Raw genomic sequence first — 18,021 nt, 5'->3', positions numbered from 1 at the left:
AGTGTAGATGCCAGGCGCGTAAGAAGTCTTGCGGTGAAATGTTAAGAAATTGCAAAAGTCCGTCCTTACTCAGATTTACCTGACTTTTCGCCTGAACAGAGCAGATTCAGCTATAGTTGTTGATAAAGCTGATTTTTATCAATACCTAAAGGAATGGTTATGGACATCTTAAGAATTATTATCGCGATTCTGCTGCCACCGCTGGGCGTGTTTATGCAGGTCGGTTTCGGTGGTGCCTTCTGGCTGAACATCCTGCTGACGATCTGTGGTTATATCCCCGGTATTATTCATGCCGTCTGGGTCATTGCCCGCCGCTAACGCGCTGCATCGGCACGGTTCTTCGTTTAGACTGTACTCAGTAAATAATCAGGAGAACCGAAATGAAGGTAAATGACCGCGTCAGCGTCAAAACCGATGGCGGCCCGCGTCGCATTGGCACCATCCTGGCGATGGAGCCGTTTAATGAAGGCACCATGTTCCTGGTCGCCCTGGAAGATTATCCGCTGGGCATCTGGTTTTTTAACGAGACTCACCAGCCGGATGGCATCTTTGTAGAGCCCTGCCAGGACGCCTGAGTCTGACGTGCATTAAAAAAGCCGCCTTTCCGATTGCCGGAAAGGCGGCTTTTTGCTGTGGGATATTCAGCGGCTGACGTCAGCCGCTGAATATCAGCCGGAAGGTCCCTAGAAGGTTTCCCAGTTATCTGTTCCGGCGGCCAGAGCCGGACGCGGAGCCAGAACCGGTGTTTTCAACGGGGCAGAGGCACGTAGAGCTGTAGTCGCGGGGGTATCCTGCAGGCGGAATGCGGCTACCGCCTGGGTCAGTTTACCCGCCTGATCTTCCAGCGAGGCCGCTGCGGCAGAAGCTTCTTCCACCAGCGAGGCGTTCTGCTGGGTCACGTTATCCATCTCGGTGACCGCCTGGCTCACCTGCTGAATTCCGCGGCTCTGCTCGTCTGACGCCGCAGCAATCTCCGACATGATATCGGTAACGCGACGAACCGCTTCGACAATCTCACCCATGGTACTGCCGGCTTCGCCAACCTGTTGCGAACCGTCCTTGATCAGCGTGACCGACTCAGCAATCAGGGAGTCAATCTCTTTGGCCGCCTGCGCACTGCGCTGAGCCAGACTCCGCACTTCGCTGGCTACCACCGCAAAACCACGACCCTGTTCACCCGCACGCGCCGCTTCTACCGCCGCGTTCAGCGCCAGAATGTTGGTCTGGAAGGCAATGCTGTTAATGACGTTGGTAATCTCAGCAATCTTCTTCGAGCTGCCGGAGATATTGGTCATGGTTTTCACCACGCTATTGACCAGGTCGCCACCGCTGCGCGCTTTGCCGGAGGCATCCGCGGCCAGCTGGCTGGCGTGATGGGCATTCTCGGCGTTCTGCTTAACGGTAGCCGTCAGCTCTTCCATGCTGGCAGCCGTCTGCTCCAGTGCCGCCGCCTGCTGCTCGGTGCGTGAAGAGAGATCGGTGTTACCGGCTGAGATTTCACTGGAGCCCTGATAAATCGCCACAGCACCTTCACGCACCGTTCCGACGGTGGTGACCAGCGACTGCTGCATCAGTTGCAGGTTGTGGATCAGCGTACCAATCTCACTGCGACCAAAGGGCAGGGGAGCGGAGGTCAGATCGCCCTGTGCAATGCGTTCGATACGCATCACCGACTGACGCAGCGGGTTAATCACCACGCGGCGCAGGAAGACAAAGGTCAGCAGCACCAGCACCAGTGCGGCGCTGAACGCCACGGCCATCGAGATAAAGCCGATGCGCGACTGCTGGTCGGCTTCGGCGGTAATAGCATTGGCGCGGTCAGTACGGATCTTTATCGCCTTCAGTAACACCGCGTTATAGTCTTCATCCAGCTTGCGGGTTACGTCGGTCTCATGCGCGATAATGCCCTCGAAGCTGCCCTGCTTACCGGCCTCGATCATCGGAAGCAGGCCTTTAGTAATGTAATCGTTGAAACGAGCCTGCAGCGTGGCGTCGAGTTCAGTGTCAGCCGGAGTCTTCACTTCACGTGCCTGATAAACAGCAAAGCCATCTTTTGCCTGCTGAATACGTTTTTCAGCGGCAGCGACGTTGGCGCGGAACTCGTCCATGTCACCAATACGTGCGGCGGCACCGGCCTGAATAATCGTCAGGCGCGCCGTACGCAGGTGGTTTGAACTGTTAGAGAGGCCCATACGAACCTGAATCTCGTCCGTGGCATCATCGAGTGAGTGATTACCTAAAATCAGAAAGTAACTGGCGACACCAATACAGAGTGCGAACAGCAGCAAAATGCCACCGAAGATCAGGCTAAACAGCGGTACCAGGCGGAGATTCTGCCAGATGCCTGCGCTTTTTCGTCCATCATTATCTAATGCAGTGTTCATATCCTTGCTCTCTTGAGGCTGTTGTTATAAGGCATAACATCGGCAAAAGAACGTAAAGGCTTAGCAGTAAGAGTGAGATGTGGATCGCAATTTTGAGCAAAAAAAACCGGCCATAAAGGCCGGTTATTCAGGTTTTACGATCAGCGAATATTAACGTAAATACCCGAGGTCACATTATCGGTCAAACGCACCACATGATAAATAACCTGCTTATTATGGGTTTTGATTTTGCGTTTAATATTACCTTTGTGTGACGATACCGTTTTGGCCTTAATTTGCATTTTATCTGAGATCTGGATGGTATCATGACCTGACATCCACATCTTCAGCATGTTTGACTCAGTCTGGCTCAGGGTTAATGGATGAACATCCATGCCCGAAGAGATGCGTGCGGACTGGTTAAGCTTCTTCTGCAAATAGGTACCGAGTAAAGAGTCCAGGGTCGATGTCTTCATCGCTTTTGACGTAATAATCAGGTTCTTACGAACGTAGAGATATTCTTCAAAATGGATGTTGCTGATCGCCATGAATATAAAGAACAGCGTATCGGGATGCTGCGTAATAATAGTGCGGATACGTTCACTGGAATCTGACTCATGAATGAAACAATCTTCATTAATAAAGACGACACCAGGGTTTAATTGCTCACATTTCTGCTGTAGTTGCTCAATATCGGAGACAGAAGAGATATTTTTCTTCTTAACTCCTTTTAAAGACATATAGTCTGATAATCCCAGGCGTGTGTAGTTGCAGGAATCCATAATAATAGTTGGCATAATAGCGACCCTCACCAATTTGTTATCCGTTTAAATCAACGATGAATACGCGTTGCGGTACGAGAGAGATTTCTTAGATACTTTTTTATTCTGCTCGTGCAGTGTGGCAACGGGCAAACGCCCGTAAAAGTCTTCATCCCTGACCGGTTCTGCAAAAAATTTGTGCTGCTATGACGTCACACATCCTCCGGCAATGGCGGGGAATGCCAGTGAAGTGCCGGAGAGTCAGTAAAGCTCATTTTTTTGAGAGCTGTGTCACTATCCCTGAAAACAGGGTGTTTTCTGATAGGACAATTCTCAAAAACATTTGTTTTACGAAAGTGTGATGTCTCAGCGTGCGTTGACAATGCCGGAAAAAACATTTTTTAACAAGAAAAATCACTTAAAGATTTTTTTCTTGTAAATACAGTGTTTTGCCAATTTTGCCTGCACTTTCACAGTCTGACCGCTCCTGTGAACCACCCCACTAAAATACGCGAAGCCCGGTTTAATAAGAATTATTTTCAGACTCTGCGCACGTTTATCAGAATTTCCTTAGTTGCATTCTGGAAAACATGGTTCTGAAAATGCATGGATGGTTTTGCGATACTTAAGTATCGTTATGCAAAGGTAGTTAGAAACTTAATGTTCAGGGGCGGGATAGTTCTGTCAGGAACACGGCGAGTAAATCAAATATTTCACCGAACAAACGCTCACAGAACGGGGCTAGCAGGGGCATCAGCAAGCTGATGGTTAAAATTCCGACTGATAAGGTAATCGGGAAGCCAATTGCGAAGATTGATAACTGTGGTGAAACACGGTTTAACAAACCCAGTACCAGATTTACCATGAGTAACAAAACGATTAAGGGCAGCGCTAACATCATGCCGTTAAGGAAAATTAATCCGCCAGACTTCACCAGCGCCATAAACGCATTGGCATTTATCGGCTCACCGCCAATCGGCAGCGTATGAAAACTGTCCACCAGCAGCGAAATCAGCCACAGATGTCCGTTAAAGGTCAGGAACAGCAGCATCGCCAGCATGTCGAGAAATCGGGCCAGAACCGGCATGTTCAGACGGCTGCCAGGATCGAAAAAGGTCGCGAACGAGATGCCCATCTGTAAACCAATCACTTCCCCGGCCAGGCGCACGGCAGCAAAAGCGAACTGCATGGTGAAACCGAGCGCGATACCAATCAGCATCTGCTGAATCAGCAGCAGAAAGCCGGGCGGTGAAAACAGGGTGACATCGACAGCCGGTAACAGCGGCATGACCAGCCAGGTGATCATCACCGCCAGACCGATTTTGACACGCTTGCTGATAGATCGTTCATTGAGGATCGGTGCGGTGGCGAATAACGCCATAATGCGCACCAGGGGCCAGAAGAACTGACTGACCCAATGAACCAGCTGGCTGCTATCGAGAGTAATCATCAGCCGATGATGTAAGGCAGGTTGGTAAAGACGGTGCGGATATAATCCAGCAGCAGATTCAGCATCCACGGGCCGGCGATGATACCGGTGGTGGCGACGGCCAGGATCTTAGGAATAAAGGATAAGGTCTGTTCGTTGACCTGGGTCGCCGCCTGGATAAGGCTAATCAGCAGACCGCTGACCAGGGCTGCCAGCAGCAGCGGGGCGGCCAGCATCAGGGCGACGCGCATCGCTTCCTGTCCCATTACCATTACTGATTCGGGTGTCATGTGTTGCTCCGGTAAGAAAAGGGGGATCAGGAGTAGAAGCTTTGCGCGAGTGAACCGACCAGCAGTTGCCAGCCATCGACCAGAACAAACAGCATCAGTTTAAACGGCAGCGCGATAGACGCTGGCGGGACCATCATCATACCCAGCGCCATGAGCACGCTGGCAACCACCAGGTCGATGATCAGAAACGGGATAAACACGGTAAAGCCAATCTGGAATGCGGTCTTCAGCTCGCTGGTGACATAAGCTGGCAGCAGAATACGCATTGGCACGGCTTCAGGGCCGGCAATCGGCGCGGTGTTCGCCAGACGGGCAAACAGCGCTAAATCGGCTTCGCGGGTCTGACGCAGCATAAACTCGCGCAGCGGCTGGGCACCTTTATCAATCGCCACTTCCATGCTGATCTTGTCCTGACTGAACGGCAGATAGGCGTCCTGATAAATTTTGTCGAAGGTCGGCGCCATAATAAAGAAGGTCAGAAACAGCGACAGTCCGAGCAGCACCTGGTTAGGCGGCGCCGATGGCGTGCCCAGGGCGTTACGCAGTAAACCGAACACAATGATGATACGGGTGAAGCTGGTCATCATCAGCAGCACGGCCGGAATAAAGGTCAGCGCAGTAATAAAGACCAGTGTCTGAACCGGCAGTGACCAGCTCTGACCGCCATTTGGCAGTGAGTGACTCACCAGGCCCGGCAGCTGGGCATGGGCAACCGGTGCCAGTAACAGCAGTGGCAATAAAGGAAGCAGTCGACGCATCATTGTGGTTTTCCGGGACGTTTAACCAGATTCTGTAACAGCTGACGAAAATCCTGTGGCGCACTGTTTACTGGCGTCACAGAGACCGGCTCACCCGGCGGCAGCGTATGCAGATGGGTAATCTGCTGTGCGGTGACGCCCAGCACCAGACGTGCATCAGGGGTATCGATAATCACCACCCGCTCACGCTGGCCCACCGAGACGCTGGCTGTCAGTTTGAGCTCCTGGCTGCTGACCTTTTTCGGCGCGAAGCCGACACGGCGCGCCAGCCAGGCGCAGGCCAGAATCAATAAGATAATCACGGCTAACACGCTGCTGACCTGAGCCAGCATAGAGCCGGTCGAGATCGCCTGAGCGTGCGGTGCAGCCGGTTGCAGCGTTTGATTCTGGCTATTCATAATGTAACTCTTATCGACTCAGACGACGCATACGTTCAGAAGGGGTGATGATGTCAGTGATGCGAACGCCATATTTGTCGTTCACAACCACAACTTCACCCTGCGCAATCAGATAGCCGTTGATCAGAATATCCAGCGGTTCACCTGCCAGGCCATCCAGTGACACCACGGAACCCTGCGCCAGACGCAGCAGCTCTTTGATGGTCATCTTGGTGCGACCCAGTTCCACGGTGAGTTTCACCGGGATATCCATAATCAGATCGATATCCTGCAGCGAGCCAGCGACATTGCCGCTGTCGAATGATTTGAAGACTTCGTCGGCCTGCGGCGCACTGCTGCTGCCGACCTGCTCATTCATCGCTTCAGCCCACAGATCGTCCGCAGAGACATCGTCAGACGGTTTATTACTGTCAGTCATGGGGCTGTTCCTCGTTCAGCGAATTCAAAATCGGGTTAATCAGGTGTTCGACACGGAGCGCGTACTGACCATTCATCGTGCCATATTGGCTGGTTAATACCGGGACGCTATCGACATGCGCGATAATACGTTCAGGTTTCTCAATCGGCAGCACATCACCGGGTTTCAGCTGCAGAATCCGTGACAGACGCAGTGAGGTTTCGGCAAAGTGAGCAATCAGTTCCAGCTCAGAGTGCTGCACCTGTTTGACCAGGTTATCGCGCCAGTGGTTATCTTCCTGACGGGAGTTCTCGAGCGGTGGGTTCACCAGCAGCTCGCGCAGCGGTTCAATCATTGAAAACGGGATGCAGATATTAAACTCACCCACCAGGTTACCAATCTCCACCTGGAACGGCGTGTTAACCACGATATCGTTCGGTGAAGTGGTGATGTTGGTGAACTTTACCTGCATCTCTGAACGTACATATTCGACGTCCAGTGGATAAATGGCCTTCCATGCGTCGCTGTAACCATCCAGCGCCAGCTTCAGCATGCGGCGAATCACGCGCTGCTCGGTATGCGTAAACTCACGGCCTTCGACTTTAGTCGGAAAACGTCCGTCGCCACCAAACAGGTTGTCGACAGCGATAAACACCAGGCTCGGTGAGAACACCACCAGCGCGGTGCCGCGCAGCGGCTTCAGGTGGATCAGGTTCAGGTTGGTTGGCACCGGCAGATTGCGGGCAAACTCGTGATACGGCTGAATCTTGATCGCCCCGACGCTGATATCCGGGCTACGGCGCAGAAGGTTAAACAGCGCCATACGGAAACTACGGGCAAAACGCTCGTTAATAATCTCCAGCGCCTGCAAACGCTCGCGAACCACACGGCGCTGGGTATTCGGATCGTAAGGACGAATATCGCCTTCCGGTCCGTTTTGTTTCTTTTCTTCTTCCGCGCTGCCGCTGTCGCCGTTTAAAAGGGCGTCAATTTCAGCCTGGGAGAGAATGCTATCGCCCATTGATTCACCTCAAAATGAAGGCAGTAAACAGCACGTCGTTTACAGCCTGCGGAGGTTGACCTTTTACCAGCGGAGGTGTCAGCGCCTGTTTGATTTGTTCAACAAGCGCCTGTTTTCCTTGCTCTGTCGCCAGCGCCGCAGCACTCTGACGCGAGAGCAGCAGCAGCAAACGGCTGCGCACCTCAGGCAGATAGTCATTCATCCGACTCCGGGATTCCTCATCGGCCAGACGCAGGGTAAAGCCTACGTAAAGCACGCGGTCGGGATCGTTGTCGGGATTGACCAGGTTAACCGTAAATGTATCAAGTGCAAAAAAGACCGGAGCGGGAGGCGGTTCAACTTTCGCCACCTCAGGCTTATCGCCCTCATGTTTATTCATCATTCGCCAGACTGCATAGCCTGCCACGCTGCAAGCGGCCAGCGTCAAAATAAGCAACACTGGTATTAAGATTTTACGTTTGCTGCCTTTTGCTTTCGCGTTATCAGACATGGTGCAGTTACTTCCTGTGAATTATAGGCAAGCCTCTCGGCTCACGAGACAGATTATCCGCGTCTTAAGTCAAACCAATGGGTAGATAAGACGCGGGTTTTACGCTTACCTTCAGCGTTTGCCGCTATCAGGCGAAAGTATCGACGGCGCTATTGCCACTAACGCGAGCCTGAAGGGCGGCGGGAACGGCGATCGGCGTAATGTCGGTGTCACTGTCCTGGGTGAGGGAGAAGCGGCCATGCTGTCCATCGCGGCGCGCCTCCTGTTGCTGCTGGAATTGCTGGCCCTGCGCGGAACTGTCACTGCTCACCTGACTCTCGCCCAGGTTGATACCGCTTTCTGCCAGCGCGCTGCGCAGCTGCGGTATCGCGGCTTCCAGTGCCGCTCTGACGTGGCTATGGCCGGAAACCAGATTAATTTGTGCCTGGTCGTTATCCAGTTTCAGGCTGATCTGGATAGCGCCAAGGTCTGCCGGATGTAAACGCAACTCCGCGTTCTGCTGGCCGTTGCGGGTGAACATCACAATCTGCTGACTCAGCGCCTGCTGCCACTCGTCACTGCCCAGCTGTGAGTTCAGCGTTGGCGTTGACGGGGTGCTGATGGTCGCGGAGGCGGTCACCGGAGCGGGCAGGCTGCTGGCGGTGGCGACGGGCATCGCGTTGATCGTGCTATCGCTGGCGCTGGCTTTAATGGCGCCCTGATCATCCTGCTTAACCATATTGCTCAGCGCCTGCTGAAAACTGCTGTCGAGCGTCAGGCCATTGCTGGTCGCACTCTGCGCGGCGGTGTTGCTCTGGCTAGCGGCAGTGGTGACGGCAGGTTTGCCCTGCGCGTCGCTTCTGACTTCAGCCTTTTCATCGTCACCCTCTGCGTGGCTCGACTGAGCGTTACTCAGCAGTTGCGTTAACGAAGTCTGGCTTTTACGGCCGGTGTCGGTCTGGGCAATCAGCTCGCCCGCCTCACTGCTGGCCGGGGTTGAAGGTGTTGCTGTCGGCATCACCGCACCGGGTAACATGGCGAACAATGCCTGCACATTTTGCATGTCGGTGGCGCTTAAGGGTGCCACGTCCGGCTTGTCTTTATCATCGGCTGATTTTGACCCAGCTTTAATATTTTCAGGTTTAAACAGGGCGGTCAGCGCAGCAGGATTATCCAGCGCCGCCATCAGTGCATTCAGGGGTGCCTTAGGGCGGGCGTCATCGGCAGTTTCTGCTTTGGCGTCAGCGGATTGCGCCACTTTTCCATGCTGTTTAGCCAGGCCGATCAGCTGGTTTCCCAGCGCAGTCAGAAAGTCCTTAGGCAGGGCATCTTCACCCACAGCAAGGTCGGTTGAGACTGATGGTTCCGCGTCGGTTTTCACCGACGCTTTCATGGCAATGTTTGGCAGCGTAATCATTCGCCTCTCCTCGATGCGGCCCGTTGGGCAAATTCATCCATCCGTTTCTGATCGAGACGGTTTTCCTGTCGTAATGCATTTTCCGCTGCGCGCGTTATCAGAGTCTGATAGGCGTTCAGCCGCTGTTGTTTGTCGCGCCAGTTAATCAGCGCCTGCTCCAGTCGCTGATTCCAGTTATTGAGCTGATTGCGGTGCTGCTCAATCGCTTTTTCCAGCGTCTGAATAAACTGGTGGTAGTTGGTCCAGCGTGTGCTGGCGATACCGGATGACATGTCATCGTTGAGCTTGTTGCGATACTCGTCCTGATAATCGAGCAGCATCGTCAGCTGCTCGTTAGCGGCGTGCTGGCCGCGACGCATATCGCCTAAATAGATGGCGGCACGTTCGAGATCCTGCTCCGCTAAGTCGCGCAGCGTATCGATGGCATTTGCAGTTTTCATTGCCGTTACCTCGCGTTAATCATGGTGACTAGCCAAACAGCGCATGCAGATGCAGGCTGGCGTCGTCGTAATCGCTGCGCTCAAAGATGCCCTGTTGCAGGAAGGCTTCCATCTGCGGATAGAGCGTGATTGCTTTATCGAGCATCGGATCGCTGCCGGCGGCATAGGCCCCGACGCTGACCAGATCGCGGTTTCGCTGGAAGCTGGAGAGCAACTGCTTGAACTGGCGCACCTGCGCATAGTGGTTCTCATCGATCAGCGAGGTCATCGCACGGCTGATCGAGGCTTCAATATCAATGGCCGGATAGTGGCCCGCTTCGCCCAGACGGCGCGACAGCACAATGTGGCCGTCGAGAATGGCGCGTGCGGAGTCGGCAATCGGGTCCTGCTGATCGTCGCCTTCTGTCAGTACAGTATAGAAGGCGGTGATCGAGCCGCCGCCGTCGATGCCGTTACCGGCACGCTCAACCAGCGCAGGCAGTTTGGCGAACACGGAAGGCGGATAGCCTTTGGTCGCTGGCGGCTCACCGATCGCCAGGGCGATCTCACGCTGCGCCATGGCGTAGCGGGTCAGGGAATCCATAATCAGCAACACATGCTTGCCGCGGTCGCGAAAATCTTCCGCGATGCGCGTGGCGTAAGCGGCACCCTGCATACGCAGCAGCGGTGACACGTCGGCCGGCGCGGCGATGACCACCGAACGGGCGCGGCCTTCAGCTCCGAGAATGTTCTCGATAAAATCTTTTACTTCACGGCCACGTTCGCCAATCAGACCCACCACAATCACGTCGGCTTTGGTGTAGCGCGCCATCATGCCGAGCAGCACGCTTTTACCCACGCCAGAACCGGCGAACAGACCCATACGCTGCCCGCGACCGACCGTCAGCAGGGCGTTGATCGCCCGGACGCCGGTATCCAGCACGTCGGTAATCGGCGTACGCTGCAGCGGGTTAAACGGCGGGGTGTTCAGCGGTGCGCGATAGCCGGTATCCGGTGACGGCAGGCCGTCCAGCGGTCGGCCACTGCCATCGAGTACGCGGCCCAGCAGTTCCGGACCCAGCATCATCTGTTTGCCCGCCTGCGGGTTCTCACCGTTCTGGCGCGCATAGACCCGCGCACCCGGTAAAATGCCGTCCACTTCTTCCAGTGGCATCATCAGCAGTTTCTGACCATGGAATCCCACCACTTCGCTTTCGATTTCGCTGATGGTTTTGCCATCGTTGCGTTCGATCACGCAGGTCGCACCCAGCGGCAGCTGTAAGCCGGTTGCTTCCAGCACCAGGCCGGTGGCGCGGGTCAGGCGGCCATAACGGCGCACCGGTTGCACCTGGGCGATGCGTTTCTCAAAGGCGTCAAGCGAGCCAAGCCAGCGATTCAGACGGGTGGTCATTAAATTTCTCCAGGTGCAGCAAGACGGCAGAGTTCCTGCCAGCGCGTCGCGACGCTGGCATCCAGGTCGCCATCTTCTGCGCTGAGTTTGCAGCCGCCAGGATGCAGGGTGCTGTCAGCGATCAGGCGCCAGCCATGCAGATCCAGCGTCGGACCCAGGGTCTGCTCAATACGTTGTAAATCATCCGGGTGAACACGGAGTTGCGGTTTGCCGCTGAACATTGGTTCCTGCTGCAGTAAACCCTGAATCTGGCGCAGCAGGGCGGTGCCATCGACCGTGGTCGCCTGACCAATCACCGAGCGAGCCGCTTCCAGTGCCAGCTGCATCAGACGGGCAGCGATGACGCTGTCCAGGGATTCCAGCGTGTTCTGGAACTCCGTAACCAGCTGCTGCATCCGCGCCTGAAGTGGCGCCTGCTGCTGCTGGGCATCGGCCAGTCCCTGCTGAAAACCGGCGTCGTAGCCCGCTTTCTGACCTTCGGTCACACCCTGCTGATAGCCTTCGTTGTAACCCTGGCTCTGTGCCTCTTTGCGCATCTGCTGCTGCAGACGTTCGAGCTGCTGTTGCTGCTCATCAACGCCATCCTGTGCTTCGTAAATTTCTGGCTGCAACTCAGGTTCAGGCTCATCAAAACGGCCTAAATCGCTGGGCTGCCACAACTGCCAGGGACGGGCAGAAAATGCATCAGACATAAGTTTCCTCGCCACCACCAATCACCATCTCGCCAGATTCGGCCAGGCGGCGTACCACCAGCAAGATCGCTTTCTGTTCGTTTTCCACTGCCGACATACGAACCGGACCACGGTTGGACAGGTCGTCGCGCAGGATATCGGCCGCACGGGCTGACATGTTCTTGAGGAACTTCTCGCGCAGTGGCTGTTCGGCACCTTTCAGTGCGACCAGCAGCTGCTCGGACTCCACTTCCTGCAACAGACGCTGGATGCTGCGGTCGTCCACGGCCACCAGGTTTTCGAACAGGAACATCTCGTCGATAATTTTCTGTGCCAGTTCGCCATCGAAGTCGCGTACCGCTTCGATAACCGCCTCTTCCTGCTGCGTTTTCATCAGGTTGATGATCTCGGCTGCCGTTCTCACGCCGCCCATCTTCGCACGCTTGAGGTTGGTGCCATCCAGCAGGCCGTTCAGCACTTCGGTCAGTTCGGCCAGTGCGGCTGGCTGCACACCACCGAAGGTCGCGATACGCAGCATCACATCGTGACGCAGACGTTCGTCGAACAGCGCCACGATATCGGCGGCCTGGGCACGCTTGAGGTGCACCAGGATGGTCGCGATGATCTGTGGATGCTCGTCGCGGATAAGGTCGGCGGCGGCCTGCGGTTCCATAAAGTTGAGCGTTTCCATACCGCTGGTGGTTTCGCGCGTTTCGAGAATGTCCTCCAGCAGGCTGGAGGCGCGTTCTTCGCCCAGTGCACGTGTCAGCACTGAACGCAGGTATTCGTTTGAGTTCAGGCTCAGCGCCGCGAACTGCTCGGCATCCGCTTCGAACTCGCGCAGTACTTCGGTCAGCTGTTTATGGGACACCTGACGCATGTTGGCCATCGAGGCGCTCAGATGCTGCACTTCACGCTGGTTCAGGTGTTTGAAAACTTCCGCGGCGCGCTCTTCACCAATGGTCATCATGAGGATGGCGCTTTTTTCGGTTCCGGTCAGACTCATAGCTCTTTACTCATCCATTCGCGAATTACCAGCGCTACAACGCGCGGATCGTTTTCTGACATGTCGCGGATGCGTTGACTCAACACTTCTGCGCTCATGCGGTTGTTAGACTTACGTTCCTGATCCAGCTCGTCTTTGCTGAGCTGCACATTAAAGGCTTCCTGTTCCGGCTGCTCTGTCGCACGAGCGGCAATCGCTTCAGCGGCGGCTTTCTCTGCGGCCTGCTTGCGAACCAGGTGCGGACGAACCAGTTTGCGGTAGAGGATGAAGGCTACCAGGGCAATCAACAGCCATTTACCGGCGTTCATCAGCTGATCAAAGAAGGACTGCTGTTGCCAGAAGGGCAGGTCGGCGGTCACTGGCTCTGTCGTGTTGAACTGCGAGTTCACTACGTTGATGCTGTCGCCACGATTCTGGGAGTAGCCCATCGCTTCGCGGGTCAGGTCTTCAATCTGCTTCAGCTGCTGTTCGTTCAGCGCAACGGCTTTGCCTTTGTCATCTGCACGGAAGTTCACTACCACCGCAACCGACAGGCGCTGTACGTCACCCACGTTAACCTTGGTATGACGGATGGTGCGATCCAGCTCGTAGTTCACCGTGTCATCACGACGCGAGTTGGTTGGGCCTGAGCTGGCCGGTGCGGTGCTGGTGGTCTGGTTAGCGTTATTCGCTGCGTTGTTCTGACCATTCGCGGCCTGACCGTTGGCTGCATTGTTATTAGGTGTCGTTACCGGCGCGGTGTTGGCTGGCGCAGGCTGGTTAGAGAGTGCACCCGGCACGCCGCCCGGATAAGGGCTGCCTGACTGATCGCTGGTGCTGGTCTGACGCGAACGAACCGCTGAGTTCGTCGGGTTCGCGTTAGGCTGATATTTCTCGTCGGTCTGCTCGGCGGTGTCGAAGTTAATCTGCGCGGTAACCTGCGCATGCACATTGCCCTGGCCGAGAATCGGATTCAGGATCGCTTCGATACGTTGCTGATAGCGCGCTTCAACTTCAGATGAGTACTTAAGTTGTGCATCATTCAGATCGCGACCGGCTGAATCAGAGCGGGTCAGCAGGCGACCAGTCTGATCGACCACCGTCACGTTGCCCGGCGGCAAACCGGCGACGCTGCTTGAGACCATGTGAGTAATGGCCTGAATCTGGCCTTCATCCAGCGCACGGCCTGGCTGCAGCATTAAGGTGACAGAGGCGGATGGCGCTTTCTGCTCACGTACAAATAAGGTTGGTTTTGGCATCGCCAGATGAACTCGGGCGCTTTTTACCGGGCCGAGCGATTCGATGGTGCGTGCCAGTTCGCCTTCCAGCGCACGCTGGTAGTTAACCTGCTCGCTGAACTGGCTGATACCGAACTTCTCTTTATCCAGCAGCTCGAAGCCTACCGAGCCGCCTTTCGGCAGACCCTGCTGAGCCAGACGCAGACGCAGCTCATGCACGTTGGCTTCAGGCACCATTAATGCGCCGCCGTTTTCGGCGAAGCGGAAAGGGATGTTCATCGCCGTCAGCTGCGTGACGATGGCACCGCCATCCTCATCAGTGAGGTTGTTATAAAGGACGCTATAAGATGGCTGTTTCGCCCAGAGCACCATCGCGATGACGATTGCCAGTACGGCAGCAGCGGCGATGACTAAAGGAATACGCGGATTTGCACGCAGGCGAGCAAACAGGTCACCGAAGCCTTTCTTTTCTTGTTCTGTTGTGGCGGCTGTACTCGCATTCATGACCGTTTCCTGCCTGACGTAATTGACCGGGTAAGTTGAGATGGCAAAACAGACTCCCTGACCTTCGTAGATAAAATTTCCACTTCAATGCCAGGCATTATTGGGTGTTAAGTAAAATTCGATGCCTGGATAAGGTAGGGTTTTTGATGTCATTTAGCGGCTTTGTCTCATTGACAACGTGCTAACTTTTGCTCACATCAAAAATATCACCCTCTTTATAAGGTATCGTTCATGTCCATTCAGGCAATTGATGGCGTACTGCAGCAGCTACAGGCAACCTCACTGCAGGCCAGTAACCGCAGCAGTGAATCCCCTAATCAGATCGATTTCGGCGCAACCATGAAAGCAGCGCTGGATAAGATCAGCGAGACGCAGACCACCGCACGCACCCAGGCGCAGGATTTTGAGATGGGGAAACCCGGTATCGCCCTGAATGATGTGATGGTTGATCTGCAGAAATCGTCAATCTCAATGCAGATGGGGATTCAGGTCAGGAACAAGCTGGTGTCGGCGTATAGCGAAATTATGAATATGCAGGTGTAGTTGAACTGATCCTGCGGATTAGAGTCTTCCTGCTGATAGAAAATTGTGTGCTAGCATGCCAGCATCAATGCCGATCTCTATGCTGAGCCTATGACCCTGTATTGGCGATAATACAGGCGTCATTGACTATACTGCTCTTTATTACGAGCCGCGCAGCAGGGAACTCACTTTTCGGTGCTGTCGACTCATCCCCCATCAGCAGGACGCCACCCTATGCTAAAAAAACTCATACTTATCGCATCGTTAATCAGCTTGTCGGCTCCAGCCTTTGCTGCCACGCAGTGCGGGCCGTTCTATCTTAAAACCGATAAAAGTGGCTGGTTCTCAGTGAACGGGGAACGTGCAAAAACCCAGAAAGTGACGTTTGCGAAACAGAAGGGTGATTACAACAACGCCACGGTCAAACTGCTGGTTAAAAACAGCAAAGCACCGGGAATGGTGGATATGGAGCAGACGACGCGCGATGGCAAAGGATTGTTGAGAGCGGAAATTGTCCGCACCAGCCAGAGTCAGATCCGTATCCGAGGTGACTATGATTGCGAAACAGCTAAATAGGTAATACACACTCCTGAGAGTGTCATAATCCTGAAGTGGGTCTGATTAACATTCCCGTTGAGAAGAGTGATAGAGGTTGTCAGGCAAGCGCTTGTATTACGGCTGATCTGACAACTGATCTCAATATCACGAGCGACTTAACACGCCATTCTTACGACGCCACTAAAGCGATGTTTTGCATGCCGCGATCATCGCTGAAACAGATGCACTGATATCCGCTGCTTTTGGATCATAGTAAAACGTCGCGCTGGTCTGATGATGGCTGAACTTTGAAATCTCAACCCAGGCTATGGTTTCATTATCCTCTACCAGGTTAAATCGCTTACCGCCATTCGGCAGCGGATCATCCTGCTCCAGATAGAGTCTCCGATCCTGTGCCGCAACCGTAAGGCAGGATTCAACCTGATAAGGATGACCGTCGAAATAAGCGGTTTTCGTATCCGGGTGCAACCCAACCCGTCCCATATCCACACATCCGCCCAGCAGAACCAGACTCAGGCCAACAATCATTCTTTTCATGACATGCATTCTCATTAAATTTTTTCCGGCATTTGTACCCACGTTGCTGCGATTGAGTCACTCAGCTAACCGGATCTGATATTACAACATTTAGCGTTACTCAAACCTGAACACAGCGCATGCCGGACCAGACCTTTTGATAGCCAGCAGAGAATGAGAGGGTCAATTACGGGAATGCATACACACATTCATGAAGTGCTGCACGCTGGCTAATTCTCAGGATTCATTCAGCAGAGTCCGGAGGATTCTCGCGGGTGTGTAACTTCAACGGCAAGAGGGGGATAGAAGGGGAGACTCACTAACTTTCAGGATTAGAGGTGCTGGCGACGCATTCCAGAAGCATTAATTTATAACTGTAAGCAGCGCGCCCCACGGGCGCGCCTCTCGCACATCAGCTTGCTTTGTAAGGATCTTTCTTATCATCCTGGCTGTCATCGTTTTTGCGCGGCACTTCGCCATGATCTTTTGGGGCATCAGTGGCGGGATGATCATCTTCCTCATAAGCATTACCGGCATGTGGCGCGGCTTCGGGCAGGCTTTTGCTGACATCACCTTCTTTCTTACGTTCTTCATTCGTATTGTGCTTAAACATATTTCACTCCTTTTATCCCAGTCCCTTAAGTCTAGACCAGCACTGAAATCCCGCATTCGCAGCAGATTGAAGACAAAAAAAGCCCGCCAGAGGCGGGCTAATCGGAGTTTCTCTCATACTGAACACGTCATTTTTCGATGTTCGGGTGTGTACAGCAGGATCATGCTAACGGGGAATTGATGCGGCTGAAATGGACAAACCTGTCGTCTCGCTTGCGGCAGGTCACATTGTCGATAAAATGATCGATAAATAAATTCGATTGAACGGATTAACAAAAGGCATATAGTGACCTGCGTTACCAGGAGATAGAAATTATGTTACGAGACTATTTAAAGATTGAAGCTGAAGATCAGTTGATCGAACAACGTTCGGTGAGCCTGAAAAATCGTGGTCAGGAAGAAGTGACCGAATGGATTATTGTTAACCGCCAGGGTGTCAAAAAAGGCGGTGTGACGTTGTTCGATAAACTCAGTACCCGCCGCTCATGGCCGGTGAATTACCGCATTATGCAGACCGATCTGCAGGGCAAGGTGATTGTGGATCAACTCACCGACGCCCTGTAAGTGCCCGCCCGGACCCCCGTTGTACGATGAAAAATTAACCCGCGTCTGCGGGTTTTTTTATGGCTGGCGATAACGCCGTAACTCTACCAGCGTACCCAGCAGTTTCAGGCTATCCCGGCTGGAATGCAGCTCAGGGAAATTGATATTCACCGGTGCCAGTTCAAATTGCGTGATGCCATCTTCACAGCCGCGCTGACGCCAGGTACGAAGCAGGGCGACCTGTTGCTGCAATGCCAGCACGCAGTCGCCGGGCTGAGGTGTCAGGCTGGGATCAATGATCACCACATCTTCCTTCAGAATTGCAGGCGTCATCGCCTGTTCTTCCACCCGAATGGCAAAGCTCTGTTGCGAAAGCGCCATGTCGTTGTGCATCAGCAGCTCATGCCGAACAGAACTGGCGTCTGTCAGCCATTGCGCAACATCGCGTTGTGCCAGCAGTGGGATCTGATGCAGACCACCATACGCGCTTTCACTGAAAACAGGACCATCCCCATCTATAAGAAAAGCCGGGGCGCAGCCCAGCGCTTCGGCAAGCCGTAGCAGGTTCTCACCACGCGGCAATGTCTCCTCTTTTTCCCATTGCGAAATCGCCACATGGGACACTTTTACCTTCTGCGCCAATTGCTTCTGCGTTAACTGCAGTGATTTACGTCGGAGTCGGATGCGGTCACCCAGCGTTTCATTTTTCATCAGCTTGACTTTTTGGTTGATAATGACT

At 54.0% G+C, this 18,021-nt stretch carries 23 protein-coding genes; 5 read left to right on the top strand and 18 right to left on the bottom strand.

Translation table 11 applies throughout. From position 1 onward, the window contains the following. Positions 1-159: 159 nt before the first annotated feature. Both ACN1CO_RS07775 and dsrB read left to right on the top strand, forming a co-directional pair. A complete protein-coding gene (locus ACN1CO_RS07775) occupies positions 160-318 on the top strand; it encodes a YqaE/Pmp3 family membrane protein (RefSeq protein ID WP_003854456.1) in 159 nt (52 codons plus the stop codon). A gap of 62 nt (positions 319-380) precedes the next feature. Next, a complete protein-coding gene (gene dsrB / locus ACN1CO_RS07770; protein WP_313700272.1) occupies positions 381-575 on the top strand; it encodes a protein DsrB in 195 nt (64 codons plus the stop codon). Between the two features lie 108 nt (positions 576-683). Here dsrB and ACN1CO_RS07765 read toward each other — a convergent pair whose 3' ends face one another. The 15 genes from ACN1CO_RS07765 to fliF all read right to left on the bottom strand — a co-directional run bounded on the left by ACN1CO_RS07765 (position 684) and on the right by fliF (position 14,531). Further along, positions 684-2,384: a methyl-accepting chemotaxis protein gene (locus ACN1CO_RS07765; RefSeq protein ID WP_419138477.1), complete on the bottom strand. Its 1,701-nt coding sequence runs from the start codon at positions 2,382-2,384 to the stop codon at positions 684-686. Between the two features lie 140 nt (positions 2,385-2,524). Then, entirely contained in the window at positions 2,525-3,160 is a 636-nt protein-coding gene (rcsA, locus tag ACN1CO_RS07760; RefSeq protein ID WP_090959997.1) for a transcriptional regulator RcsA, read from the bottom strand. Between the two features lie 628 nt (positions 3,161-3,788). Then, positions 3,789-4,574, bottom strand: a complete 786-nt coding sequence (gene fliR, locus ACN1CO_RS07755; RefSeq protein ID WP_283547714.1) for a flagellar biosynthetic protein FliR — start codon at positions 4,572-4,574, stop codon at positions 3,789-3,791. Further along, positions 4,574-4,843 (bottom strand): flagellar biosynthesis protein FliQ, encoded by a 270-nt coding sequence (gene fliQ, locus ACN1CO_RS07750; RefSeq protein ID WP_003854466.1) that lies wholly within the window; start codon positions 4,841-4,843, stop codon positions 4,574-4,576. Before fliQ ends, fliR begins: the two co-directional genes overlap by 1 nt. 26 nt (positions 4,844-4,869) lie before the next feature. Beyond that, positions 4,870-5,601: a flagellar type III secretion system pore protein FliP gene (gene fliP / locus ACN1CO_RS07745; RefSeq protein ID WP_010247675.1), complete on the bottom strand. Its 732-nt coding sequence runs from the start codon at positions 5,599-5,601 to the stop codon at positions 4,870-4,872. After that, positions 5,601-5,999, bottom strand: a complete 399-nt coding sequence (fliO, locus tag ACN1CO_RS07740) for a flagellar biosynthetic protein FliO (RefSeq protein ID WP_090960002.1) — start codon at positions 5,997-5,999, stop codon at positions 5,601-5,603. The genes fliP and fliO overlap by 1 nt, the downstream gene beginning before the upstream one ends. A gap of 10 nt (positions 6,000-6,009) precedes the next feature. After that, positions 6,010-6,417, bottom strand: a complete 408-nt coding sequence (gene fliN, locus ACN1CO_RS07735) for a flagellar motor switch protein FliN (RefSeq protein ID WP_419138476.1) — start codon at positions 6,415-6,417, stop codon at positions 6,010-6,012. Next, complete coding sequence (fliM, locus tag ACN1CO_RS07730; RefSeq protein WP_003854473.1) at positions 6,410-7,417, bottom strand: flagellar motor switch protein FliM; 1,008 nt, start codon at positions 7,415-7,417, stop codon at positions 6,410-6,412. Before fliM ends, fliN begins: the two co-directional genes overlap by 8 nt. A 4-nt stretch (positions 7,418-7,421) precedes the next feature. After that, on the bottom strand, positions 7,422-7,907 hold the full coding sequence (gene fliL, locus ACN1CO_RS07725; RefSeq protein ID WP_419138475.1) for a flagellar basal body-associated protein FliL: 486 nt from the start codon (positions 7,905-7,907) through the stop codon (positions 7,422-7,424). Positions 7,908-8,034: 127 nt separating this feature from the next. Continuing rightward, positions 8,035-9,303 carry a flagellar hook-length control protein FliK gene (locus ACN1CO_RS07720; protein ID WP_419138474.1) on the bottom strand — a complete coding sequence of 423 codons (1,269 nt, stop codon included), beginning with the start codon at positions 9,301-9,303 and terminating at the stop codon, positions 8,035-8,037. Further along, positions 9,300-9,743 (bottom strand): flagellar export protein FliJ, encoded by a 444-nt coding sequence (gene fliJ, locus ACN1CO_RS07715; protein ID WP_003854478.1) that lies wholly within the window; start codon positions 9,741-9,743, stop codon positions 9,300-9,302. The genes ACN1CO_RS07720 and fliJ overlap by 4 nt, the downstream gene beginning before the upstream one ends. A gap of 28 nt (positions 9,744-9,771) precedes the next feature. Beyond that, positions 9,772-11,133: a flagellar protein export ATPase FliI gene (gene fliI, locus ACN1CO_RS07710; protein WP_419138473.1), complete on the bottom strand. Its 1,362-nt coding sequence runs from the start codon at positions 11,131-11,133 to the stop codon at positions 9,772-9,774. After that, a complete protein-coding gene (gene fliH, locus ACN1CO_RS07705) occupies positions 11,133-11,825 on the bottom strand; it encodes a flagellar assembly protein FliH (protein WP_419138472.1) in 693 nt (230 codons plus the stop codon). Before fliH ends, fliI begins: the two co-directional genes overlap by 1 nt. Further along, the gene (gene fliG, locus ACN1CO_RS07700; RefSeq protein WP_090960019.1) at positions 11,818-12,810 is read right to left on the bottom strand and encodes a flagellar motor switch protein FliG; all 993 of its coding nucleotides are present in this window, start codon (positions 12,808-12,810) and stop codon (positions 11,818-11,820) included. Before fliG ends, fliH begins: the two co-directional genes overlap by 8 nt. Then, positions 12,807-14,531, bottom strand: a complete 1,725-nt coding sequence (gene fliF, locus ACN1CO_RS07695; protein WP_419138471.1) for a flagellar basal-body MS-ring/collar protein FliF — start codon at positions 14,529-14,531, stop codon at positions 12,807-12,809. The genes fliG and fliF overlap by 4 nt, the downstream gene beginning before the upstream one ends. Positions 14,532-14,762: 231 nt before the next feature. Between fliF and fliE the strand changes: the two genes are divergently transcribed. Then, on the top strand, positions 14,763-15,074 hold the full coding sequence (gene fliE, locus ACN1CO_RS07690) for a flagellar hook-basal body complex protein FliE (RefSeq protein ID WP_090960026.1): 312 nt from the start codon (positions 14,763-14,765) through the stop codon (positions 15,072-15,074). Between the two features lie 213 nt (positions 15,075-15,287). Beyond that, a complete protein-coding gene (locus ACN1CO_RS07685) occupies positions 15,288-15,629 on the top strand; it encodes a hypothetical protein (RefSeq protein WP_419138470.1) in 342 nt (113 codons plus the stop codon). Positions 15,630-15,791: 162 nt separating this feature from the next. Here ACN1CO_RS07685 and ACN1CO_RS07680 read toward each other — a convergent pair whose 3' ends face one another. Both ACN1CO_RS07680 and ACN1CO_RS07675 read right to left on the bottom strand, forming a co-directional pair. Further along, a complete protein-coding gene (locus ACN1CO_RS07680; RefSeq protein ID WP_419138469.1) occupies positions 15,792-16,148 on the bottom strand; it encodes a hypothetical protein in 357 nt (118 codons plus the stop codon). Between the two features lie 391 nt (positions 16,149-16,539). Continuing rightward, positions 16,540-16,740, bottom strand: a complete 201-nt coding sequence (locus ACN1CO_RS07675) for a hypothetical protein (protein WP_090960039.1) — start codon at positions 16,738-16,740, stop codon at positions 16,540-16,542. A gap of 314 nt (positions 16,741-17,054) precedes the next feature. On the opposite strand from ACN1CO_RS07675, the gene ACN1CO_RS07670 reads away from it, so the two are divergent. Continuing rightward, positions 17,055-17,303 (top strand): hypothetical protein, encoded by a 249-nt coding sequence (locus ACN1CO_RS07670; RefSeq protein ID WP_419138468.1) that lies wholly within the window; start codon positions 17,055-17,057, stop codon positions 17,301-17,303. A 57-nt stretch (positions 17,304-17,360) separates the two neighbouring features. Here ACN1CO_RS07670 and ACN1CO_RS07665 read toward each other — a convergent pair whose 3' ends face one another. Continuing rightward, complete coding sequence (locus ACN1CO_RS07665) at positions 17,361-17,993, bottom strand: helix-turn-helix domain-containing protein (protein ID WP_419138467.1); 633 nt, start codon at positions 17,991-17,993, stop codon at positions 17,361-17,363. Between the last annotated feature and the right edge of the window lie 28 nt (positions 17,994-18,021).

Origin of the sequence: Pantoea sp. R13S299 (assembly GCF_048515925.1) — a bacterium.
GTDB lineage: Bacteria > Pseudomonadota > Gammaproteobacteria > Enterobacterales > Enterobacteriaceae > Pantoea.
Note: the sequence above shows the minus strand (reverse complement) of the source record. Positions and strands in the feature narration are given on the sequence as shown.